Source organism: Rhodobacter sp. 24-YEA-8 (assembly GCF_900105075.1).
Classification (GTDB): domain Bacteria; phylum Pseudomonadota; class Alphaproteobacteria; order Rhodobacterales; family Rhodobacteraceae; genus Pseudogemmobacter.
Genome location: NZ_FNSK01000001.1, coordinates 36,280 through 57,324 on the forward strand (window position 1 = coordinate 36,280; position 21,045 = coordinate 57,324).

Genomic DNA, 21,045 nt, shown 5'->3' on the forward strand with positions numbered 1-21,045 from the left:
GGCGAAAAAGTTCTTAACCTCCCGCGGATTGCCAGCCGGGCCTTTGGGCCGGCGCTGCTGGCCCGGGGCCAGGGCATCAGACCACAGGCGGACGGGGCGCGAATTCACGGCGGGGTTCAGGAGGGGTAATGGCAGCGCGCGACAGGCTGAGGCTCAGCATCAGTGTCGATCAGGTGGCGGTGCTGCGCAATGCGCGCGGCAATGACTGGCCCGATCCCCTGAGGGCCGCGCTGCTCGCCGAAGCTTCCGGCGCGGATGGCATCTCGGCGCGGTTGCGCGCGGATCGCCGCGATCTCTCGGAGGGCGATATCGAAGCGCTGGCCGCCGGGCTTGGTATCCCGCTGCATCTGAATGCCGCGCCGACGCCCGCGATGCTCGGGCTGCTGACGCGCTTGCGGCCCGCCTCCTGCTGCCTTGTTGCCGAGGCGCCGGATGGGAGCCGGGCCGATATCTGTCTCGATATTCTGGCCGACGAGCCGGGGCTGCGCGCTGCCATAAGCACCTTACGCGGGGCCGGAACCCGGCCGGCACTTCTGATCGGCCATGCGCGTGCAGAGATCGAGGCCGCCGCGCGCAGTGGGGCTCAGATCGTCGTGTTCCATACCGGCGCCTATTCCATCGCCCATGCCGAGGGGCGCCAGGACGAGGCAGATCGCGAGATCTGCGCGCTGCACGCGGCGGCAGTGCTTGCGACGGGGCTCGGGCTCGAGGCCCATGCGGCCCATGGCCTGACCTATGAGAATATCGACCCCGTTGCCGCGATCCCCGAATTGCGCGAGGTGCATATCGGCCATTTCCTGATCGGCGAGGCGGTCTATATCGGGCTCGGCCCCGCGATCGAGGAAATGCGACGCCGCATCGATGCCGCATGTCAGTGGTGACAGAACGGGCCGGGGCGCTTGCCTTGCCGGAACGGCTATCCGCTGCATATCGCCCATCTCGCCGTAGGGCGCCCGAAACCCGCGACGTCAAAGTAATGCTGAAATGAGACAATGATGATCCTTGGCATCGGCACAGACCTCGCCAATATCGAGCGCATCGGCCAGGTGCTGGAACGCCATGGCGACCGCTTTCGCAACCGGGTCTTTACCACCGGGGAACAGCAAAAAGCCGAAGCGCGGCGCGAAACCGTGGCCACCTATGCCAAACGCTGGGCCGCGAAAGAGGCCTGTTCCAAGGCGCTCGGCACCGGGCTGAGGATGGGGATCTCCTGGAAAGACATGGCGGTCTCGAATCTTGCCACCGGGCAGCCGGTGATGGCGGTGACCGGCTGGGCGGCAGAACGGCTCGCGCAGATGACGCCGCCGGGCCATGAGGCGCTGATCCATGTCACACTGACCGATGATCATCCCTGGGCGCAGGCCTTTGTCGTGATAGAGGCGCGGCCGCTGCGCTGAGTGGCCATGGCGCAAAGCTAAATCCAGAGGACGGTACAGAGGTCTACCTCCTGATCCAAATAGCCGCGCCCAAGGCGCAGGCCGGGCGCACAGGCCCCGTTTCCACCGTCTACACCTGCAATTGACCCCGGCAAAACCGGGCGCGGCTTGACAGGTCCGCCCCCCCGGCGCAAGAAGCGGCCCGGTACAGCGCGGAAGGCTAGTGAAGATGGCGAAGGCAAAGGGCGAGAGCGGCGGCATCGTCGAGACGATCAAAACCGTCTTCTGGGCATTGGTGATCGCAGGGCTGTTCCGGACGCTGTTCTTCCAGCCCTTCTGGATCCCGTCGGAATCGATGAAGAGCTCGCTCCTCGTGGGTGACTTCCTCTTCGTCAACAAAATGGCTTACGGCTATTCCAAATATTCCTGCCCCTTCGGTCTTTGCCCTTTTGAAGGCCGCATTCTCGGCTCTGATCCGTTGCGTGGCGATGTGGTCGTGTTCCGCAACCCCTATACCGGCGATGATTATATCAAGCGTCTGATCGGTCTGCCGGGCGACCGTGTCCAGATGAAGGATGGCCGCGTCCTGCTCAACGGCACCGAAGTGCCGCAGGTGCCGGACGGGATCTTTACCGAAATCTATGGCCCCCAGGGCCCGATGAAGAATTACCCGCAATGCGAGAATGGCGCGGTCGGCCTTAATGGCATCTGCGAAAAATCGCGCTCGATCGAGACATTGCCGACCGGCGATGGGGATGCGACCCGGTCCTATCCGGTGCTCAATATCAAGGATACGGCAGGGCTGCCTGATAACACCAATGTCTACACCGTTCCCGACGGGCATTATTTCTTCATGGGCGATAACCGCGACAACAGCCAGGATTCGCGCTTCCAGCCCGGCCTGCAGGGCGGTATCGGCATGGTGCCCGCAGAGTATCTGATCGGCCGCGCGGATCGCATCGTCTTCTCTTCTGCCGGCGCCAGCCTGTGGTATTTCTGGACCTGGCGGGCCGACCGCTTCTTCCTCGGGATCAACTGAGCCCATGCGGCTGTCTGCCGATCTCAGGGCTTTTCAGACCCGCATCGGGCATGAATTTGCGCGTGGCGAGCTGCTGGTGCGGGCGGTGACGCATCCCTCGATTGCCACGCCGACGCGGCCAGACAATCAGCGGCTGGAATTCCTGGGTGACCGGGTGCTTGGCCTTGTGATGTCCGAGGCGCTGCTTGCGGCCGATAAGGCCGCCAGCGAAGGCCAGCTTGCGCCGCGTTTCAATGCACTTGTGCGCAAGGAAACCTGCGCCGAGGTCGCGCGCGAGATCGGGCTTGGCGATGTGCTGCGGCTGGGCCGGTCCGAGATGCTTTCGGGCGGGCGCCGCAAAGAGGCTTTGCTGGGCGATGCCACCGAGGCGCTGATCGCCGCCGTCTATCTGGATGCGGGGTTCGACGCGGCGCGTGATCTCGTGCTCCGGCTCTGGGGCGGTCGTGTCGGCGCGGTTGAACCCGATGCGCGCGATCCGAAATCGGCGCTGCAGGAATGGGCCCAGGCGCGCGGCATGGCGCCGCCGAAATATACCGAGACCGGCCGCTCTGGCCCTGATCATCAGCCGCTGTTCACGGTCAGCGTTTTGCTGGACAATGGTGCGGGAGAGGTGGCGAAAGCCGGCTCGAAACGCGCGGCGGAACAAATTGCGGCAGCAGCGCTGCTGAAACGGCTGGAGGCCGGAAATGACTGAGATACCGGCTGTGACCGAACCCCAATCCGATGGCACCCGTGCCGGCTTTGTCGCGCTGATCGGCGAGCCTAATGCCGGCAAATCGACGCTGCTCAACCGTATGGTTGGCGCGAAGGTCTCCATCGTGACGCATAAGGTCCAGACCACGCGCACCCGCATTCGCGGCGTCTGCATGGAAGGCCAGACCCAGATCGTCTTTGTCGACACGCCCGGCCTTTTCCGTCCGCGGCGCCGGCTGGACCGCGCCATGGTGAAAGCCGCCTGGGGCGGCGCGGCGGATGCCGATGTCGTGGTTCTGCTGATCGAGGCACATCGCGGGCTGACCGAGGGCGCAAAGGCCATTATCGAACGGCTGGCTGGCGAGCTTCCGAAGGACCGCCCCGTGGCGCTGGCGATCAACAAGATCGACAAGGTGAAGGCAGAACGCCTCCTCGGTCTCGCCGAAGAAATGAACGGGGCCTTTCCTTTCGCGAAGACCTTCATGATCTCGGCCGAAAAGGGCTATGGGGTGCAGGATCTGCGCGAATGGCTGGCCGCAGAGCTGCCCGAAGGCGCCTGGTTCTACCCCGAAGATCAGCTGGCCGATCTGCCCTTGCGGATGATCGCCGCCGAGATGACGCGCGAAAAGCTGACGCTGCGGCTGCATGAGGAGCTCCCCTATCAGCTGACCGTCGAGACCGAGAAATGGGAGGACCGCAAGGACGGCTCCACCCGGATCGACCAGATCGTCTACGTGGCGCGCGATGGCCATAAGGGCATCGTGCTCGGCAATCGCGGCGAGACGATCAAAGCAATCGGTCAGGCGGCGCGTGCCGAAATCAAGGAATTCCTCGACCGCGAAGTGCATCTGTTCCTGCAGGTCAAGGTCCGACCGAACTGGCAGGAAGAGGCCGAGCGCTATTCCGAAATGGGGCTTGAGTTCAAAGACGGTGACGCCTGAGGGTCTCAGGCGCCGCGTCTGAACCCGCGTTTCAGTGCCGACCAGGCCAGCCAGATCACGCCACCGATGCCGATGGCCTTCGATGACCTGTCGAGAAGCCGGTCCTGCCCCAGCCCCTTTGGATCGCGTTTCATGGCGAATGCGGCGATAGCTGCGGTGATCAGGGCGAACACGGCCCCTCCCGGTGCGCGGTATTTCATTGTCTCGCCTCCCTCCGCCTGGCCTGTTAACAGGGATATAGGGCAGGAGAGGCATCCTGCCAGCAGGGGTTTGTGAAAGGCCCGCGAAATGACCAGGCTCACCGCCGAATTCTGGGTCCAGGCCTATCTGCGCCGGCTTAATCTTGCGGATATCCCGGCCTATGTGACGGCCAAAGGGGATGCGACGGCGGGGGCGGTGATGGTGAAACTCGCCACGCTGGACGGAGAGGCGCAGGCCTTTGAGCGCCGCACCGATCTGATGAGCGGCGGGCGCCAATGGATCACTTATGCCAGCGGTCCTGAACGTGATGTCGATGCGGCGCTGACCCGCGCCCGCGCCCGCGACCCCGACCTCTGGATCATCGAGATCGAGGACCGCGCCGGGCGGACATTGCTGGATGAGCCAGGCCTTGCCGGCGACTGACTCTCTGAATAGTCCCATGCCTCGTGGCCGCGCTCTTCGCTGATTTTGCGGTGAGGAGGCCATGATGGACATATGCAATTGCATAGACGGATTCAGGGCGAAGCGGTGGCGAAGATCCCTGTCGCTTCGGCGATGGTGGGGTGAGCAAGGCCGTGCTCTGTGCCTCGCCACAGGTGGGAATGAGGCAAGGCAGGTGCCAGACTACACGCCTGGAAGGAGAACCGCGCTTGCTGATCGCGATCACCCTGGCCCATAAAACAGCGCGCGCCAGATGCGCCATGATGACAAAGTGACAGAATTACAGGGCGAAGAGGTGCGGGAAGCCGCCGCCTCCATGGGCAAAGGATCGAGTGGATCCGGATCGGAAAAGCCAGACAGCGGCTGCGGGCAATCCGGCTCGGGACGCAGATATGGACCTGCTTCGCCGATCACAATCACGGCCCGCCCCTTCTGAAAACTGCCGCATATACAGGCCCGGCAGAAGACCGCACCCGGACACTGGCCCCAGAAGTTTCTAGTCCAGAAGGCGCCGCGCGATGACCTGGGCCTGGATCTCGGCAGCCCCTTCAAAGATGTTCAGGATCCGCGCGTCACACAGGATCCGCGAGATGCGGTATTCCAGCGCAAAGCCATTGCCGCCATGGATCTGCAGCGCGTTATCCGCCGCCGACCAGGCCACACGCGCGCCCAGAAGCTTCGCCATCCCTGCCTCAAGGTCACAGCGCTTGTCGTGATCCTTTTGCCAGGCCGCGAAATAGGTCAGCTGCCGCGCGATCATCACCTCGACCGCCATCATGGCGAGCTTGCCGCCAACACGCGGAAATTCAACCAGAGATTTTCCGAATTGCTTACGGTCTTCGGCATATTGCAGCCCGGTCTCCAGCGCCGATTGCGCCACGCCGATCGCGCGCGCCCCGGTCTGGATCCGCGCCGATTCAAAAGTCTGCATCAGCTGTTTGAAGCCCTGGCCGGGCTGGCCACCCAGCAGGTTTTCCGCCTTCACTTTGAACCCGTCAAAGCCCAGCTCATATTCCTTCATGCCGCGATAGCCGAGCACCTCGATCTCGCCGCCCGTCATGCCGGGCGTCGGGAAAGGGGCCTCATCGGTGCCCGGCGTCTTCTCGGCCAGAAACATCGACAGCCCGCGCCAGTCGGTGGTGTCGGGGTCGGTGCGCGCCAGCAGCGTCATCACATGGGTGCGCGCGGCATGGGTGATCCAGGTCTTGTTGCCGGTGATCTCCCAGCCTTCGTCCGTCCGGACGGAGCGGGTGCGCAAGGATCCCAGATCCGAGCCGGTATTCGGTTCGGTGAACACGGCGGTCGGCAGGATCTCTCCGCTGGCCAGTTTCGGCAGCCATTGTGCTTTCTGGTCCGGCGTGCCGCCGCAAAGGATCAGCTCTGCCGCGATTTCAGACCGTGTTCCCAGCGATCCGACCCCGATATAGCCGCGCGACAGTTCTTCTGAGACCACCACCATCGAGGCTTTCGACAGGCCGAAGCCGCCGAATTCCTCAGGGATCGTCAAGCCGAACACGCCCATTTCGGCCAGTTCCGCGATCACCTCCATCGGGATCAGCTCGTCCTTCAGGTGCCAGTCATGGGCGCGCGGGATCACCTTTTCATCGGCATAGCGGCGGAACTGGTCGCGGATCATCTCGAGTTCGTCATCAAGACCCGAGGCACCAAAGGTCGCCCGCGCCTTGTCTTCGCGCATCAGCGTGACCAGCCGCGCCCGCGCCGCCGGGCTATTGCCCTCAGCGGCGAGCATCAGCGCCTCGGCCCCCGGCTCATAGTCCAGGCCCAAATCCGAGAGCCGCGCGATCTCGGTCTGGCTCATCGGGATGCCGCCCCGGATCTGCGCGAGGTATTCGCCAAACCCGATCTGCAGGATCAGGGCCTCGATCTCGCCAAACCGGCCCTGGTCGCTCAGCCGCCCGGCCCAGGCATCCAGCTGGCGCAGCGCCTCGACATAGGTGGCCAGCCAGGACAGCGCATGCGCGGCATATTGATGGGTCTCGAGTGCGGATGCGCTGATCTTGCCGCCGGTGCTGACCTTTGCCCGCAGGGCCTCGCGCGCGTCGCTGAAAAGCCGGTCAAGCCCGGGCAGGCTCGCGGCGGTCAGTGCCTTCAGATCGGGAAGCAGGATCGCGGCAGAGGTCTGGGTGGCGGGCTGACCATCATGGGGCATGACTGGCTCCGATACTGGCTGAGATGAGGTCCGGTTGCGCCCGAATCCCTAGCGCCTTCGCAGTCGCAGCGCAATATCATTTCGCTATGATGCTGTAGTGGGTTCTAAAGTGTCGTGGTGAAATATGTCACGAGGTTGCACCACAGGCATTCGCGATATCCGGGCGCGCCTCGGCGGGGGCGACCTCGAATTCGACGCGGTAAAGCCGCGTGCCCTGATCCCAGGCTTCGAAAGCCCAGATGCCCGGGATCAGCTCGTCCTCTTCATCAAAGCGGAAGAAGCTGTTCACCTCGCCCGAATCGGTGATCGAGGTGACCCAGGTCTCGGGCTTTGCTCGGCCGGGGCGATAGATCCGGGCCTCGGCATTGGCGGTCACCTCGCCCGGGGCAGCGATTACGCGGATGCCGAAGGCAAGGCCGATGCTTGCGGGGACGATATTTTCGTCCGGCCAGTGAAATTCGATCCGGTCGCGCGGCACATGCAGCCAGCCGGCAATCGTGTCGGGGGCAGGGGCGCGGTCCATCGCTTTCAGAGCGCAGAAAATGCCCCATTCCACCGCTGCAACCCTGTCTGACAGCTGCGGCGCGGCAATGGTCTCGGCCCGCAGCCCCGACGGGAGGACGAGCAGCGCGGAAAACAAAAGGGCGGAGAGGCGCGGAAAACGGATCATGTTGGCAAAGGAACCTCGCATACAGAACCGGTGCAAGCCCTGTCACTGCGGCGCAGGCCTGGCATGTCGGAAATGACCGGCCTCTAGCCGCCGGGGCAGCCGCGCAGCTCGACCGCGCCGCTGTCGGAGATGACGGTGACGGTGACGCCCGAGCGGTCGAGTGCGAAAGGCTGACCCGTGGTCGGCACAAGATCGGCCACGGCCGTCAACACCTTGCCCTGGCGCGAGCTGACCGCCTGCGACACCCAGATCGTCTGGTCCGCGGTCTCGATGGCGACGGTCTCGGCTTTGCCCTGCACGGGCACGGCGATTGTGGCGGTCAGGCGCAGACCGTCCGAGATCGGCTCCACCGCACAGGTGATGGAGGAGAGCCCGGCCTCTTTGCCGGTCTTAGGCTGTTGCGCCAGCGCCGCGTCGATCAGCGGGTCGCGCTTGCCGGGCATCATCAGCCCGGCATTCAGCTCGACTTCAGCCGGCAGGCAGATGTCGCGGCAGATGCCCATATCAAGGGACACCTCAAGCCGGATCGGGCGGGTAGGATCTTTTGGAATAAGCTCGACCGGCAGAACCAGCTGTTCTTTATAACCAATGGATTGCATCCCGTTGGTATGGAACACGCTTGGCGCGGGCCAGTGGATGCGAACCGATTTCAGATTCTCTGACCCGGACCAGTCGAATTGCGGCGGGATGCCGGCCGAGCCGGGGCTGCGCCAATAGGTCTTCCATCCAGGCGCGAGATCAAGCCGCAGCGCCGCCATGCGGGTGCCCTGGGCCGTGGTCCAGCCATCAAGAACCGAGGCCTTCAGAACCTGGTCCTGCGATGTATCGCGCGCCAGAGCCGCAAAAGGCATGGCCGCAAAGGGCAGGGCGACAAGGCAGGCGGCGGCAAGCGCGAATGAGAGTTTCCTGGTCATGGCGCCCAAAATAGGCTGCGGCCGGGCGGTGTGAAATCACAACCTGGCGACGAGCCTGTGTCTGTGGCCAAAGCGCCGCAGTCGGCGACCGGGATGCCACAAGTGCGGCTTGATCCGACCGCCTCAGCCCCGCTCCTGCGGAATTTACAGCCCTGACCCGTGCTTTCCCTTGAGCGGCAGCGCTTTGCACCCCATCCTTAAGACCGGAGGTGTGCCATGGAACTTGCAGGCAAGGTTCTGATCGCCATGCCGGGGATGCAGGATCCCGGCTTTGCTCAGTCGGTCGTGCTGATCTGCGCCCATGGGCCGGAAAGCGCGATGGGGCTGATCATCAACAAGCCCTCGGCGGATCTGGATTTCAACAACCTGCTGAAACATCTGGGCATTGCGCCTACGGCTTCGGCCCGGCCCATCTCGGTCCGTCAGGGCGGGCCGGTCGAGCGCGGGCGCGGTTTCGTGCTGCATTCGCCCGACTGGCAGGGCGGCGAGACCCCGGTGATGGAGCTGCCGGGCGGCCTGCGGCTGTCGGTGTCGCTCGATATTCTCGAGGCGCTGGCGCGCGGTTCCGGGCCGGAGCAGGCGCTGCTGGCGCTTGGTTATGCGGGCTGGGGCGCGGGGCAGCTGGAAAGCGAGATCCTGAGGAATGACTGGCTCATTGCCGATGCCGGGCCAGAGCTGATCTTCGACCCGGTCGATGGCGGCAAATGGGGGCGGGCGATGCGGATGAACGGAATCGATCCGCTGACACTCTCGCCGGTTGCGGGCCGTGCGTGACTATGGCCGGGCAGGAACCCCTGCCACAGGTGAACGCGGGCGCATCGGAATCCGGCTGCGGGGGCCGCGCACCTGACCGGATCAGCTGCGGCCTTTCTGCCCAAAACTGACCGTCAGATTTCTGTAGCGTGACGATTCGCGCACTGCTATCCTGTTGCCATAAAACAAAAGAACGAGCAGGCAGACAGGTATGGCAACGGGCTCACGGGCTACGTTCGTCATTTCTTGGGCACAGACAGAAGCAGATGGCGATCAACCGGCCTTGCCGGCGCTGATGACGGCCGGGGTCTCATGGCGCTGGTCGGGTGAGGCGATGCGTGTGGACGCGCCGCGCGACATCCTGCTTTTGGAAAACGCCCTGGGGATGGCAGATATCAGGCAGCGTGCCTCCCGCATGATCGGGCGGCTCACGGGAATGCCGTCAGTGCCCGGACCGGTCCGGGCGCTGCGCGCCGCCCTGCATGGGGCCGAGGCGTCAGACGCGCCCAGCCTTGCGGGGCAGTGCTTCGTCGTTACCGATGGCGTAAGGTGCTGGACGGCCACCGTGGTGCAAGGTCAGGGCGATCTGTCGCCGGCCGATCCGGCAGGCTGGCTGCTTGCCTTTGCGGGTGCGATGCCGCCGAAGGATCGTGACCTCTGGCTGGTGCGCAGCCGGGTTTCACTGGAAACCTCACGTGCAAGGGGGGGCGTGATCTGTTTTACGGGCGGCACGCGTATCCTGACGCCCTCGGGCCAGGTCGCGGTTGAGACCCTGCGTCCCGGCGATCTGGTGATCACCCGCGACAATGGCGCGCAAGAGGTGATCTGGACCGGGCAGCGCCATATGTCGGGCGCACGGTTACATGCCATGCCGCATCTGCGACCGATCCGGATCTGCGATGGCGCGCTTGGAGACGGGGGCTTTGGCGAAGGCCGGCCTGATGGCGATCTGCTGGTCTCTCCGTCGCACCGGATCCTGATGCAGGGCCGCGTGGCGCAGGCGCTGTTTAATTGCGATGAGGTGCTGGTCAGAGCCCATGACCTGGTCGACGATCACCGTATTCGCGCAGATCTCGCGTTGCGCGAGGTGACTTACCACCATATTTTGCTTGGCCGGCATGAGGTCGTCTTTGCCAATGGTCTGGGCGCTGACAGTTTCCATCCCGGTGAGGCTGAACCGGCGGGGCTTGACCGCAATGATTATCGCAGCCTTTGTGCACTGTTGCCGGGGGTCGCAGAGGATCCGATGAGCTATGGCGGGTTTGCCCGCCGCGGTCTGACGCCAGCCGAAGCCGCGCTGTTTTTTCATGAGGCGCGCGGCTGAGAGACAAGCCTCTGCGAGATGCGAGGCCGAAAGACAGAGTTGAAAGACGGCGGGCAGAAAATGCGCAAGCCGTGCCCTTGACTCCCCCCTCACGGGATGTATAAGCCCGCCACGCTCCCGGGTTAACGCCCGGGGCTTTTCATTGGTGTTGGTGGCTTTCGCAAGAAAGACCCTGTCGCCCCCCGCCGCAAGGCATCCGCAAGGAAAAGGGGGAAAGGACAACGCCCTTCCCTGGCCCGGCAACGGGCGAAAATCGAAGGAGATCAGCGTGACCAAACGGACCGCTGCCAAGCATAAAATCGACCGCCGTATGGGCGAGAATATCTGGGGCCGCGCCAAGTCGCCGCTCAACAAGCGTGAATACGGCCCCGGCCAGCACGGCCAGCGCCGCAAGGGCAAGCTGTCGGACTTCGGCACCCAGCTGCGCGCCAAGCAGAAGCTGAAAGGCTACTATGGCGACCTGACCGAAAAGCAATTCCGCCGCATCTATGGTGAAGCCGAGCGCGTCACCGGCGATACCGGTGAGAACCTCGTTGGCCTGCTCGAGCGTCGCCTCGACGCGCTGGTCTACCGCGCGAAATTCGTGCCGACCATCTTCGCGGCACGTCAGTTCGTGAACCACGGCCATGTGCTGGTGAACGGCAAGGCAGTGAACATCGCGTCCTACCGCCTGCGTGAAGGCGATGTGGTCTCGGTGCGTGAAAAATCGCGCCAGCTCGCGATCATTGCCGAAGCCATCGCTCTGAGCGAGCGTGACGTTCCGGATTACATCGAGGTCGACAATCAGAAGCTGACCGCGAAACTGGTCCGCACCCCCAGCCTGTCGGACGTGCCCTATCCGGTCGTCATGGAGCCGAACCTGGTCGTCGAATATTACGCGAAAAACTGATCCCACAAGGATCGAAGATTTCGGAAAGGCCGCGCTTCTGTGCGGCCTTTATTTTTTGCCCGGCCTCCGGTCTTTGCCCGGATGCGGCAGCCGCCGGATCGGCGGGCGGGGGCGGCGCCCGCCCCGGGCGCTTGCGACAGTTCGCTCAGCCGGTTTCTTTGTGCTTCTCTTTACGCAAAGCCCCGCTAAGAAACCCGGATGCAAACAGGAGTTTCCGCCCAATGACCGCCCCGAATCCCATCGAGAAGGCCTTCGAGAAGACGCTTTTCGGCAGCCGGTGGCTGATGGCGCCGATGTATCTCGGCCTGGTGGTCAGCCTGATCATGCTGGTCTTCATCTTCGGCCGCGACATCGTCTATTATTTCCCCAAACTGATGACGATGAACTCAGAAGACGTCATCCTCGTCGCGCTGACCCTGATCGACCTCACCCTCGCCGCCAATCTGGTGCTGATCGTGATGTTCTCCGGCTATGAGAATTTCGTCTCGCGTCTGGATGTCGACAGCGAGGACCGGCCCGGCTGGATGGGCAAGGTCGATTTCGGCGGCCTCAAGATGAAGCTGATCGCCTCGATCGTCGCGATTTCGGGGATCTCGCTGCTCAAGCGTTTCATGGAAATCGGCGATGCCAAACCGCTCAATCCGACCGATCTTTACTGGATGGTCGTCATCCATGTGACTTTCGTGGTCTCGGGTGTGCTCATGGCGCTGATGGACTGGTTCCAGGCCAAATCCTATTCCAGCCGGAAATAAGCATCTCGCCTCTGGCTTTGCGTCCGGCCTGAGGCTAGAACCCGGACGACAGCAGGAGGGACAGATGTCCGAAGCGATCATTCCGCAACCGGGAATCCTAGATATCGCCCTTTACGAGGGCGGTAAGGCTTCGGTTGCGGGTGTGGCAAATGCCGTGAAGCTCTCGTCGAACGAGAATCCCTTCGGCGCGCCCGACCGGGCCAAAGATGCATTCCAGCGGGCGGTCCATACGCTGAACCGCTATCCCTCGACCGATCATGCGGCGCTGCGGACCGCGATTGCCGAAGTCCATGGCATTGATGCCGGCCGGGTCATCTGCGGCGCGGGGTCGGATGAGATCATCAATCTGCTGGTCCAGGCCTATGCCGGCCCGCGCGATGAGGTGATCTTTACCGAACATGGTTTCCTCATGTACCGCATCTGCGCGCTTGCGGCCGGGGCGACCCCGGTCGAAGTGCCGGAACGCGAGCGTATGACCGATGTGGATGCGATCCTGCGGGAATGCGGGCCGCGCACCAAGCTGGTTTTCATCGCAAATCCGAACAATCCCACCGGCACGATGATCGCACCGGCCGAGGTCGCGCGGCTGGCAGCCGGTCTTCCGGCAAGGGCGATCCTGGTGCTTGACGGTGCCTATGCCGAATATGTCGAGGAATTCGACGGTGGCCGCGCGCTGATCGAAGCGCGCTCGAATGTGGTGATGACCCGCACCTTCTCGAAGATCTACGGCCTTGGCGGGTTGCGGGTCGGCTGGGGCTATGGGCCGAAACATATCATCGATGTACTGAACCGTATCCGTCAGCCCTTCAACCTTTCGACCGCGCAGCTTGAGGCGGCCGAGGCCGCTGTCCGCGATCAGGACTGGGTTGCGAAATCGCGCAGCGAAAATGCCCGGATGCGGACCTGGCTTGCCGGTGCCCTGGCCGAGGCGGGCGTGCCCTCCGATGTTTCTGCCGCGAATTTCATCCTTGCGCGATTCGCCAGCGCCGATGAGGCCGAGGCCTGTGATGCCTGGCTGCAAAAGGAAGGCCTGATCGTACGCCGCGTCTCGGGCTATAAACTGCCCAATTGCCTGCGCATCACCGTTGGCGATGAGGCCAGCTGCCGCCGGGTGGCCCATGCGGTGAACCAGTTCAAGGCGCAGAAATGAGTGCAGGCGCGCCGGGCAGGTCTTCGCGCGCCGCTTTTCCGCGCATTGCCTTAATCGGGCTGGGGCTGATCGCCTCTTCCATGGCGCATGCGCTGCGGGCCAAAGGGCTTTGCGACGAGATCACCGGCTATGCCCGTTCCGCAGAAACCCGTGCCATCGCGCTGGAGCTGTTTTGCGACCGGGTGACGGACAGCGCGGCCGAGGCTGTCGCGGGGGCCGATCTGGTGGTGCTTGCGGTCCCGGTGGGAGTGATGGGCGAGATCGCGGCCGAGATCGCGCCGCATCTGAAACCGGGCGCGGTGGTTACCGATGTCGGCTCGGTCAAAGAGGCGGTGATTGAGGCGGTTGCGCCGCATATCCCTGCGGGCGTGCATTTCATCCCCGGCCATCCGCTGGCGGGAACCGAATATTCCGGGCCGCGATCCGGTTTCGCGACGCTGTTTGAAAACCGCTGGTGGCTGCTGACGCCGCTGGAAGGCCAGGCGCCCGGCCCGCTGGCCCGGTTGCGGGCGCTGCTCGAAGCCATCGGCGCCAATGTCGATGAGATGGAGCCGAAGCGCCATGATCTGGTTCTGGCCGTCGTCTCGCATACGCCGCATCTGATCGCCTTCACCATGGTGGGGGTCGCGGACCATCTCAGCCGTGTCACCCAGGAAGAGGTGATCAAATATTCCGCCTCCGGTTTCCGTGACTTTACCCGCATTGCGGCCTCGGACCCGACCATGTGGCGCGATGTCTTCCTGACCAATAAGGAAGCGGTGCTCGATATCCTCGGGCGTTTCACCGAAGAGCTGTTCATGCTTCAGCGCCAGATCCGCATGGGCGAGGGTGAGCAGCTTCATGCCTATTTCTCCCGCACCCGTGAAATCCGGCGTGGCATCATCGAGGCAGGTCAGGATACTTCGGCTCCGGATTTTGGACGGGCCGCGCGCCATAAGGGCGATGAGGCCGGTTCGGCGGATGCCGGTCTGACCGAGTCTGGCCCGGTGGAGAGTGACGCGCCGGACAGGGCCGGAGCCTGACCGCCATCTTGCGGGGGCAGGGACGGTTCCGTTCGGAGGGGAGACGATGATGAAGCCCAGGTTTGCGGCCCTTTTGCTGCTTTTCCCGCTGGCGATGACTCCGGCCCTTGCCGAGCCGATGAAGCGCTCGCCGCGCCCGCTGGCCAATCCTGTGCTTGCAGCCTCCACTCCTTCGGGTCCCGCGACGATATCCGCCCCTGTCACCGCGCTGATTGGTCCGGGCCTGCCTGCGCCCGCTGTGGCGGCGGCAAAGCCGGTGGTTCCGGCGCCGCCGGCCAATCCCCGGCTGGATGTGATCCGGCTCAGTTCCTCCAACAAAGTGGCTATGCCTGTTACAGGCCCGGACACTGGACCAGTCACCGGGCCTGTCATGGCCGAAGCCGCGCCGCATCTGCCCTCGATCGGAGAGATGCTGCCGGCGTCGATGCCGCTGCCGCAATCGGCTGCAAGTCCAGGCCCGGCGAGCGTCGCCCCGGCGGCAAAAGCAGCGCCGTCACCTGTTCCCGAGACGGCTGCGGTGGTCGCACCTGCGGCGGCTCCGCCGGCCCCCGGCCCGCGTCCCAAAGCCCGCCCGAAGGCGGTGGAAAAGCTGGCACAGACGAAATCCGCCCCAGCCCCTGAAACTGCTGCGCCCCCCCCGGTGACAGAGGCGAATGCGGCAGGGCTAATGACCTCGCAGCGGCCAAAGCAGCGGCCGGCCAAAATCATCGGCCTGGCTTCGGCGGCAATCCCCGTATCGGCCACCGTGCCAAAGGTGGTGCCCGAGAAAGACACCGGCAGGGGCAAGAAGAAATCGAAAGAGCCGGTCTCCGTCAAAGGCTCGGTTTGCGGCGTCGCCGCGATCAAGGGCGAGAAAATCGCGCCGATCACCTCGAAAGTTCAGGGCTGCGGCCTGCCGGACGGGGTGCGGGTCACCTCGGTTTCAGGCGTCCGGCTTTCGATGGCGGTGACCGTCGACTGTGGCACAGCCAAAGCGCTGAACACCTGGGTCGAGCGTGTCGCACAACCGGCCTATGGCAATCAGATCACCGAATTGCAGATCGCCGGCCACTATGTCTGCCGCCCCCGGAACAACAAAAAAGGGGCCAAAGTCTCTGAACACGGGCGTGGCAAGGCGGTGGATATCTCGGGCCTGCGGCTTGCTTCAGGCAAAGTGCTGCGGGTGCTGGGCGGGTTTGATCAGACGATGCGCAAGGCCCATAGGGGCGCCTGCGGCATCTTTGGCACCACGCTTGGCCCAGGCTCGGACGGCTATCACGAAGACCATATGCATTTCGATACCGCCAGCCATCGCAACGGCGCCTATTGCCGCTGAGGCGCCCGCAATTTCAGGCGTCCCAATTCTCAGGCGGGACCGGTCCTCAGCCCTGCGGTGCAGGCAGGGCGCCAAGTTTCGGCGCCGGACCCAGCGGCAGCGGCCCGAAATTCATCAGCCCGTCTTTCAGCACCAGATCCATCCTGACTTCCTGGGTTTCCGCATTCTGCTGGGCCATGCCTCGCAACATGCTGGACAGATACCCGGCCATATTCGGCGCGATCACGCCTGCCGCAACCAACAGGCGCGGCAGCTGTTCCCATCCCCGGACTGTCAGCGTGACGGTCCCGGCAGCAAAACCCTCGCTGTCGGGCGCGATATTGCCTGAAGTCACCAGCTGCAGCTCGCCCCAGGTCAGCGAGATATCGGTGATCCCGACCGACACAACCTGCGGATTTGTCGCACCGGCATGCCGGTCGAGCGGCGCCGTCAGGGTGACGATGGTGTTGAAGTGGAACCGGTCGATCTGGGCGGGCAGTGCGCTTTCAGGTGCCTGGGGCAGCTCGACCGCCGCCAGCGTGGCAAGGAATGCCGGATCCGGCCGGATCGCCGTCAGGGTCGCCCCGAGATGATAGCTGTTCGGCGCGTCTGCGGCCTCGATCCGCAGGCTCGAAGGGCCAAAACCCAGCGACAGGCCCGAATTCCGGGTCACATTCAGCGTTTCGGCCGAGAATGCCGCCAGCGCCAGCGGCAGATCCAGCGCAGGCGCCGCGCGCAGGCTGGCATGAAGTTTGCTGCCGTCGAGCTGAAACACCTGATCTCCCAGGGTGATCACCTGGCTGTCGGGCAGCCAGAAAACCAGATGCCAGGGCTTCCAGGTCATCGCATAGGCATAGGCCGCGCCGCCCTGATAGCGGATCATGCCCGAAGGATCGCTGTAAGCGATGCTCTCAGTTGAAAGGTCAAAGCGGCTTGGGAACCCGGTCAGGCCAAAGCCCGGCAGATCCAGCATTGCCCCCGAAGCGCGCTGATCCGCGATCAGCTGTTCGGTCTGACTGAGGATCACATAGCGCCCGGCAAACCACCAGCCGCACCAGAGTGTAAGGAATACCGCACCAATTCCGATCAGCCAGCGCATTGCTTGCCCCTTTTCCTGACAGCCCGTTTCAGTGTTTACAGGTTGAGACACAGGAGAGCCAGCCTTGCCCGAAGCCGACCCCGTCCTCACCGCCGACCCGCTCTGGATCTTTGGCTATGGCTCGCTGATCTGGAACCCGGAATTCCCGGTGGCCGAACGTCGGCTGGCCCGTGCGCGTGGCTGGCGCCGCAGTTTCTGTATGTGGTCGATCCATCATCGCGGCAGCGAGGAGAACCCGGGCCTCGTGCTGGCCCTGGATGCGGATGCGGCGGGCCATTGCGACGGCCTCGCCTTCCGCGTCGAGCCGGGCGAGGAAGCCACGACGCTTGCCGCTTTGCGCGAGCGCGAGCTGGTTTCCTCCGCCTATATCGAGGTCTCGGTACAGCTGGAGACTGCCGCGGGCGGGATCAGGGCGCTGGCCTATGTCGTCGACCGGCATCACGTGCAATATACCGGCGCCCTCGGGCTGGAAGAGCAGGCCGGGATCATCGCCCAGGCCCATGGCGGGCGCGGTCCGAACCGCGACTATCTCTGGTCGACGACGCAGCATCTGGCCGAGCTGGGCATTGCGGATCCCGAACTTGACTGGCTCTCGGACAGGGTGCGCCGCATCGCGGGATGAGGCAGAGCAGGGGAGCTGCCCCCTGCGTCTCATGTTACAACCGGAGGCTCCGGCGCTTAACACTTGCTGGCTGACATCAGGATTTCATTTGGCAGCGCGGCGCAACCTGCTAAGGTTGACAAAAGCAGTCAACCTGGCAGGCAGTTCTTCATGCAAAGACCCGAGGCAACGCCGGGTTCCCGGTCGCGCGAGGCGGTCGGCACGACCTTCAGCCAGCCGATCCGCGCCATTGTAACCATGTTGATCGTCTGCGCCCTGGTGGCAGTGGGCGTCTGGTTCATGCACAAACGTCTTGAAGACATCATGCTGATCAATCCCTGGCTGAACGGGATGATCGCTTTCGTCTTCATCCTGGGGGTGATCACCTGTTTCTGGCAGGTCTGGATCCTTGCGCAATCGGTCAGCTGGATCGAGAATTTTGTCCGCGAGACACCTGGCGTCGATGAGACCCAGGCGCCGTTGCTGCTGGCACCACTGGCCTCGCTTCTGAAATCACGGACCGGGCGGGGGCTTGCCATCTCATCCAGCTCCGGCCGGTCGATCCTTGATTCTGTTGCGCAAAGGGTGGACGAGGCGCGCGATATCACCAGATATCTGATCAACCTTCTGGTGTTCCTCGGGCTTCTCGGCACCTTCTGGGGGCTGGCCACCACGGTGCCTTCGGTGGTCGAAACCATTCGCAGCCTTTCGCCCAAAGAAGGCGAAAGCGGCATCGCGATTTTCGGCAAACTGATGCAGGGGCTTGAGGGCCAGCTGGGCGGCATGGGGACCGCGTTTTCCTCGTCACTGCTGGGTCTTGGTGGCTCGCTTGTGCTCGGCCTTCTCGAACTCTTCGCCGGCCATGGCCAGAACCGATTTTACCGCGAGCTGGAAGAATGGCTGTCTTCGATCACACGGATCGGTCTTGCAGAAGGCGATGCGGGTGGTGGCGATCAGTCGGCAGCTGTGATGGTGCTCGACCAGCTGGCCACGCAGATGGAGGGAATGCAGGCGCATTACATCCAGGCCGATCAGGCGCGGGCGGGGCTGCAGCAGCGGCTGGAGGGATTGTCTTTGGCCGTGGCACAGCTTGCGGCGGCGCAGCAGGCGGCGGCTCAGCAAGCGGAAGGTCAGGCTGCGCAACGGGCCGCAGAACGGGCCGCAGAACGAACCCGGCATGTCCCGGACGAAGAGACGCTGGCCCTTCTGCGCCGGATGGCCGAGGGGCAGGAGCGGCTTCTGGCGGCGCTGTCAAAGACCGGCCCTGCCGGCGAGGATCCCGAAAGCCGGATGCGACTGCGCTCGATCGATGTGCAGATGCTGCGGGTTCTCGAGGAAATCAGCGCCGGTCGGCAGGAGACCCTTGCCGATCTGCGCCATGATCTCGCGCAGCTGACGCTGGCGGTGCGGCAGCTTGCCCGTCAGCCTCAGCCCCCCGCGCGGAGCTGAGGCATGGCGCTCTCACGAAATCGTCGCGATTCCAGTCTGATCTGGCCGGGTTTCGTCGATGCGGTGACGACGCTTCTGATGGTGCTGATGTTCGTTCTCACCATTTTCACCGTCATGCAATCGGTGCTCCAGGAACAGATCACCGTCCGCGACAGCGAACTTTCCTCGCTGAACCAGCAGGTTTCGGCACTGTCCGAGGCGCTCGGGATGGAGCGGCGGCGGGTGGGCGAATTGCAGGGCGAGGTCGGCGGTCTCCAGGCCTCATTGACCTCGGCCCTTGCGCAGGGCGAGCGGCAGGCAGGCGTGATCACCGGTCTGCGCGCCGATCTTGCGGCACGTGAGGGCGAGCTGGCTTCGGCAACGGCGCGGATCACCGATTTCGAGACCCAGGTCGCGGCGCTGATCGCCGCGAGAACGCTCGCCGAGACCAGGGCGACCGCCAGCGCGGCAGAGGCAGCGGAAGTGAAGGAAGACCATGCCCGGCTGACGACCGAAGCGGATGCGATGCGCCTCGCTCTGGCGACGGCGCGCAGCGAGGTTGATGCCGTGACCGAAGCTGCGCGTCTTGATGCGGCACGGCGCGCGGCGCTCGAGGCGATGCTGGCAGAGATGAGGGCGTCGGAAACGGCCGATAAGGCAGCGCTTGAGGCAGCAAAGATCGAGCTCGGCGAGAAGGAAGCCGCGGCGCTCGTCGATGCGGCGGCGCTTGCGGCCCTGCGCCAGCGGCTGGAAGGGGCACAGACGGAACTGACCGCGATGACGCTGGCGCTGGAAGCGGAACGCAAGCGGGCGGAAGAGACGCTGACCCTGCTCGCCGCCGCCCGGACTGCGGCCGCAAGCGGTGCGGCAGCGCAAAGCGAAAAAGAGGCGGTTCTGTCGGCGGCGCAGACGGCCTTGCTGGCGGAACAGGAAAAGGTCCTGAAAGCCGCGCAGGAAATGGAGCTGTTGAACCAGCAGCTTGCAGAGTTGCGCAGCCAGCTCGGCGCGCTTCGGGCCGTGTTGGATGATGCCGAAACCGCGCGGGAGGCGTCACAGCTGCAGCTGGAATCGCTCGGCCAGGATCTGAATGCGGCGCTGGCTCAGGTCGCGGTCGAGCAGCGCGCCCGGGCCGAGCTGGAAGCGGCAGAGCGTCTCCGGCTCGAAGCGGCGAACCAGGATCTGGAGCGCTTCCGCTCGGAATTCTTCGGCCAGCTTTCCACGCTGCTCTCGGACCGCGAGGGCGTCCGGGTGGTCGGCGACCGCTTTGTGTTCTCTTCCGAAGTGCTGTTCCGGCCCGGCTCGGCCGACCTGTCCCCGGAAGGGCGCAGCCAGATCGCCGGTGTGGTCGCGATCCTGAACGAGATCCGCCAGCAGATCCCCGATGGGATCGACTGGATCATCCGCGTTGACGGCCATACCGATAACGTGCCGCTTTCCGGCGGCGGCGCGTTCCGCGACAACTGGGAACTCAGCCAGGCGCGGGCTCTGTCGGTGGTGCGGTTCATGCAGACCGATCTCGGCTTTCCGCCAGACCATCTTGCGGCGGCCGGGTTTGGCGAATTCCGCCCGGTGGTTCCCGGTGACAGCGAACAGGCGCGGGCGCAAAACCGCCGTATCGAGCTGAAACTGACAGAGCGCTGAACGGGTAGCTGCAAAGGCGCATGCCCGTGGCTGGCCTGACCCTCGCTTCTGTGTGCCCCGGGGCCAGAGGGGGGCGGCTATGGCATCAAGGATCATTCGCAGCTTTGTCGCTATTTTGCGGGCGATGGGAGAGAGCAGGCAGAACGGATCTTTCCGCCCTGATCCAGGGTGGCAGGAACGACAGGAGGTGGGCTGAAGCATCCCACAACGAAAGGATTGTTCGGCTCGCTCTGCAAATGCGCGCAGCCCCGCGGGCGGGTGGAAACTGCCCGTTGGCTGTGCCCGCCGCGCGCTCCTTCGATCCGGACAGCCTGCCTCCCCTGCGTCTGGCGATTGCTGCCATTCATGGCGGAAACGCCGGCCTTGAGTGTCGGGGGGGGGAAGGGGCGGGTCAGAAGATGCAGGCCGGATGTCGGGAGTGCCAGGGAACCGGTTTGCACTTTGCCCCTTGTGGCGATCTGGCAGACCACCTGCTGAGCATCTGACACGTGATCGACCCTGCGCGGATAATCTGCCCGGCGACGGCTCCGATCAGGCAAAACCGGCGAGGATCGCGCTGAACGGTGCGACGTCGTTTCCACACGTTCTCACGATGGGCGCAATCCGCCCGGGCCAGGCCTGTCGGGAGCGGTGGCGGGCCGAAGGCA

At 64.2% G+C, this 21,045-nt stretch carries 21 protein-coding genes; 16 read left to right on the top strand and 5 right to left on the bottom strand.

The window, feature by feature from the left end; genetic code table 11:
• The first annotated feature begins 128 nt into the window (after nt 1-128).
• The 5 genes from BLW25_RS00205 to era all read left to right on the top strand — a co-directional run bounded on the left by BLW25_RS00205 (nt 129) and on the right by era (nt 4,049).
• Nucleotides 129-881: a pyridoxine 5'-phosphate synthase gene (locus tag BLW25_RS00205; RefSeq protein ID WP_092895283.1), complete on the top strand. Its 753-nt coding sequence runs from the start codon at nt 129-131 to the stop codon at nt 879-881.
• Between the two features lie 114 nt (nt 882-995).
• Complete coding sequence (gene acpS / locus BLW25_RS00210; RefSeq protein WP_092901186.1) at nt 996-1,397, top strand: holo-ACP synthase; 402 nt, start codon at nt 996-998, stop codon at nt 1,395-1,397.
• Nucleotides 1,398-1,605: 208 nt separating this feature from the next.
• The gene (gene lepB / locus BLW25_RS00215; RefSeq protein ID WP_092895285.1) at nt 1,606-2,415 is read left to right on the top strand and encodes a signal peptidase I; all 810 of its coding nucleotides are present in this window, start codon (nt 1,606-1,608) and stop codon (nt 2,413-2,415) included.
• Between the two features lie 4 nt (nt 2,416-2,419).
• On the top strand, nt 2,420-3,109 hold the full coding sequence (gene rnc / locus BLW25_RS00220; protein ID WP_092895287.1) for a ribonuclease III: 690 nt from the start codon (nt 2,420-2,422) through the stop codon (nt 3,107-3,109).
• Nucleotides 3,102-4,049 carry a GTPase Era gene (era, locus tag BLW25_RS00225; protein WP_092895289.1) on the top strand — a complete coding sequence of 316 codons (948 nt, stop codon included), beginning with the start codon at nt 3,102-3,104 and terminating at the stop codon, nt 4,047-4,049. The genes rnc and era overlap by 8 nt, the downstream gene beginning before the upstream one ends.
• 5 nt (nt 4,050-4,054) lie before the next feature.
• On the opposite strand, the gene BLW25_RS00230 is transcribed toward era, so the two are convergent.
• Entirely contained in the window at nt 4,055-4,249 is a 195-nt protein-coding gene (locus BLW25_RS00230) for a hypothetical protein (protein ID WP_092895291.1), read from the bottom strand.
• 88 nt (nt 4,250-4,337) lie between these two features.
• On the opposite strand from BLW25_RS00230, the gene BLW25_RS00235 reads away from it, so the two are divergent.
• The gene (locus BLW25_RS00235; RefSeq protein WP_092895293.1) at nt 4,338-4,673 is read left to right on the top strand and encodes a DUF1491 family protein; all 336 of its coding nucleotides are present in this window, start codon (nt 4,338-4,340) and stop codon (nt 4,671-4,673) included.
• Between the two features lie 514 nt (nt 4,674-5,187).
• Here BLW25_RS00235 and BLW25_RS00240 read toward each other — a convergent pair.
• From BLW25_RS00240 to BLW25_RS00250, 3 genes are all read right to left on the bottom strand, one after another.
• Nucleotides 5,188-6,861 carry an acyl-CoA dehydrogenase family protein gene (locus tag BLW25_RS00240; RefSeq protein WP_092895295.1) on the bottom strand — a complete coding sequence of 558 codons (1,674 nt, stop codon included), beginning with the start codon at nt 6,859-6,861 and terminating at the stop codon, nt 5,188-5,190.
• 127 nt (nt 6,862-6,988) lie between these two features.
• The gene (locus tag BLW25_RS00245) at nt 6,989-7,531 is read right to left on the bottom strand and encodes a DUF3859 domain-containing protein (protein ID WP_171909435.1); all 543 of its coding nucleotides are present in this window, start codon (nt 7,529-7,531) and stop codon (nt 6,989-6,991) included.
• 83 nt (nt 7,532-7,614) lie between these two features.
• Nucleotides 7,615-8,445: a protein-disulfide reductase DsbD domain-containing protein gene (locus tag BLW25_RS00250; RefSeq protein ID WP_092895299.1), complete on the bottom strand. Its 831-nt coding sequence runs from the start codon at nt 8,443-8,445 to the stop codon at nt 7,615-7,617.
• Nucleotides 8,446-8,661: 216 nt separating this feature from the next.
• Here BLW25_RS00250 and BLW25_RS00255 point away from each other — a divergent pair, with 216 nt between their 5' ends.
• The 7 genes from BLW25_RS00255 to BLW25_RS00285 all read left to right on the top strand — a co-directional run bounded on the left by BLW25_RS00255 (nt 8,662) and on the right by BLW25_RS00285 (nt 15,650).
• Nucleotides 8,662-9,219 (top strand): YqgE/AlgH family protein, encoded by a 558-nt coding sequence (locus tag BLW25_RS00255; protein WP_092895301.1) that lies wholly within the window; start codon nt 8,662-8,664, stop codon nt 9,217-9,219.
• A gap of 274 nt (nt 9,220-9,493) precedes the next feature.
• Nucleotides 9,494-10,522, top strand: a complete 1,029-nt coding sequence (locus BLW25_RS00260; protein ID WP_253188120.1) for a Hint domain-containing protein — start codon at nt 9,494-9,496, stop codon at nt 10,520-10,522.
• A 268-nt stretch (nt 10,523-10,790) separates the two neighbouring features.
• The gene (rpsD, locus tag BLW25_RS00265) at nt 10,791-11,411 is read left to right on the top strand and encodes a 30S ribosomal protein S4 (protein WP_092901189.1); all 621 of its coding nucleotides are present in this window, start codon (nt 10,791-10,793) and stop codon (nt 11,409-11,411) included.
• A 221-nt stretch (nt 11,412-11,632) separates the two neighbouring features.
• Nucleotides 11,633-12,163 carry a TIGR00645 family protein gene (locus tag BLW25_RS00270; protein WP_092895305.1) on the top strand — a complete coding sequence of 177 codons (531 nt, stop codon included), beginning with the start codon at nt 11,633-11,635 and terminating at the stop codon, nt 12,161-12,163.
• A 64-nt stretch (nt 12,164-12,227) separates the two neighbouring features.
• A complete protein-coding gene (gene hisC, locus BLW25_RS00275; RefSeq protein ID WP_092895307.1) occupies nt 12,228-13,313 on the top strand; it encodes a histidinol-phosphate transaminase in 1,086 nt (361 codons plus the stop codon).
• Nucleotides 13,310-14,335, top strand: coding sequence for a prephenate/arogenate dehydrogenase family protein (locus tag BLW25_RS00280; protein WP_092895309.1), 1,026 nt, complete (start codon nt 13,310-13,312; stop codon nt 14,333-14,335). Before hisC ends, BLW25_RS00280 begins: the two co-directional genes overlap by 4 nt.
• 49 nt (nt 14,336-14,384) lie before the next feature.
• Nucleotides 14,385-15,650, top strand: coding sequence for an extensin-like domain-containing protein (locus BLW25_RS00285; protein ID WP_253188122.1), 1,266 nt, complete (start codon nt 14,385-14,387; stop codon nt 15,648-15,650).
• 46 nt (nt 15,651-15,696) lie between these two features.
• Here BLW25_RS00285 and BLW25_RS00290 read toward each other — a convergent pair whose 3' ends face one another.
• Nucleotides 15,697-16,728, bottom strand: coding sequence for a DUF2125 domain-containing protein (locus BLW25_RS00290; RefSeq protein WP_092895311.1), 1,032 nt, complete (start codon nt 16,726-16,728; stop codon nt 15,697-15,699).
• Between the two features lie 64 nt (nt 16,729-16,792).
• Here BLW25_RS00290 and BLW25_RS00295 point away from each other — a divergent pair, with 64 nt between their 5' ends.
• The 3 genes from BLW25_RS00295 (at nt 16,793) to BLW25_RS00305 (ending at nt 20,398) form a co-directional block, all read left to right on the top strand.
• On the top strand, nt 16,793-17,350 hold the full coding sequence (locus BLW25_RS00295) for a gamma-glutamylcyclotransferase (RefSeq protein WP_092895313.1): 558 nt from the start codon (nt 16,793-16,795) through the stop codon (nt 17,348-17,350).
• A 150-nt stretch (nt 17,351-17,500) separates the two neighbouring features.
• On the top strand, nt 17,501-18,778 hold the full coding sequence (locus BLW25_RS00300; protein WP_092895315.1) for a biopolymer transporter ExbB: 1,278 nt from the start codon (nt 17,501-17,503) through the stop codon (nt 18,776-18,778).
• A gap of 3 nt (nt 18,779-18,781) precedes the next feature.
• A complete protein-coding gene (locus tag BLW25_RS00305; protein ID WP_092895317.1) occupies nt 18,782-20,398 on the top strand; it encodes a peptidoglycan -binding protein in 1,617 nt (538 codons plus the stop codon).
• Nucleotides 20,399-21,045: the final 647 nt, after the last annotated feature.

Bases quoted from the DNA above. Each gene is read 5' to 3' on its own strand.
- BLW25_RS00205 (WP_092895283.1), top strand. From the start codon at position 129: ATGGCAGCGCGCGACAGGCTGAGGCTCAGCATCAGTGTCGATCAGGTG.
- acpS (WP_092901186.1), top strand. From the start codon at position 996: ATGATCCTTGGCATCGGCACAGACCTCGCCAATATCGAGCGCATCGGC.
- lepB (WP_092895285.1), top strand. From the start codon at position 1,606: ATGGCGAAGGCAAAGGGCGAGAGCGGCGGCATCGTCGAGACGATCAAA.
- rnc (WP_092895287.1), top strand. From the start codon at position 2,420: ATGCGGCTGTCTGCCGATCTCAGGGCTTTTCAGACCCGCATCGGGCAT.
- era (WP_092895289.1), top strand. From the start codon at position 3,102: ATGACTGAGATACCGGCTGTGACCGAACCCCAATCCGATGGCACCCGT.
- BLW25_RS00230 (WP_092895291.1), bottom strand. From the start codon at position 4,249: ATGAAATACCGCGCACCGGGAGGGGCCGTGTTCGCCCTGATCACCGCA.
- BLW25_RS00235 (WP_092895293.1), top strand. From the start codon at position 4,338: ATGACCAGGCTCACCGCCGAATTCTGGGTCCAGGCCTATCTGCGCCGG.
- BLW25_RS00240 (WP_092895295.1), bottom strand. From the start codon at position 6,861: ATGCCCCATGATGGTCAGCCCGCCACCCAGACCTCTGCCGCGATCCTG.
- BLW25_RS00245 (WP_171909435.1), bottom strand. From the start codon at position 7,531: ATGATCCGTTTTCCGCGCCTCTCCGCCCTTTTGTTTTCCGCGCTGCTC.
- BLW25_RS00250 (WP_092895299.1), bottom strand. From the start codon at position 8,445: ATGACCAGGAAACTCTCATTCGCGCTTGCCGCCGCCTGCCTTGTCGCC.
- BLW25_RS00255 (WP_092895301.1), top strand. From the start codon at position 8,662: ATGGAACTTGCAGGCAAGGTTCTGATCGCCATGCCGGGGATGCAGGAT.
- BLW25_RS00260 (WP_253188120.1), top strand. From the start codon at position 9,494: ATGACGGCCGGGGTCTCATGGCGCTGGTCGGGTGAGGCGATGCGTGTG.
- BLW25_RS00270 (WP_092895305.1), top strand. From the start codon at position 11,633: ATGACCGCCCCGAATCCCATCGAGAAGGCCTTCGAGAAGACGCTTTTC.
- hisC (WP_092895307.1), top strand. From the start codon at position 12,228: ATGTCCGAAGCGATCATTCCGCAACCGGGAATCCTAGATATCGCCCTT.
- BLW25_RS00280 (WP_092895309.1), top strand. From the start codon at position 13,310: ATGAGTGCAGGCGCGCCGGGCAGGTCTTCGCGCGCCGCTTTTCCGCGC.
- BLW25_RS00285 (WP_253188122.1), top strand. From the start codon at position 14,385: ATGAAGCCCAGGTTTGCGGCCCTTTTGCTGCTTTTCCCGCTGGCGATG.
- BLW25_RS00290 (WP_092895311.1), bottom strand. From the start codon at position 16,728: ATGCGCTGGCTGATCGGAATTGGTGCGGTATTCCTTACACTCTGGTGC.
- BLW25_RS00300 (WP_092895315.1), top strand. From the start codon at position 17,501: ATGCAAAGACCCGAGGCAACGCCGGGTTCCCGGTCGCGCGAGGCGGTC.
- BLW25_RS00305 (WP_092895317.1), top strand. From the start codon at position 18,782: ATGGCGCTCTCACGAAATCGTCGCGATTCCAGTCTGATCTGGCCGGGT.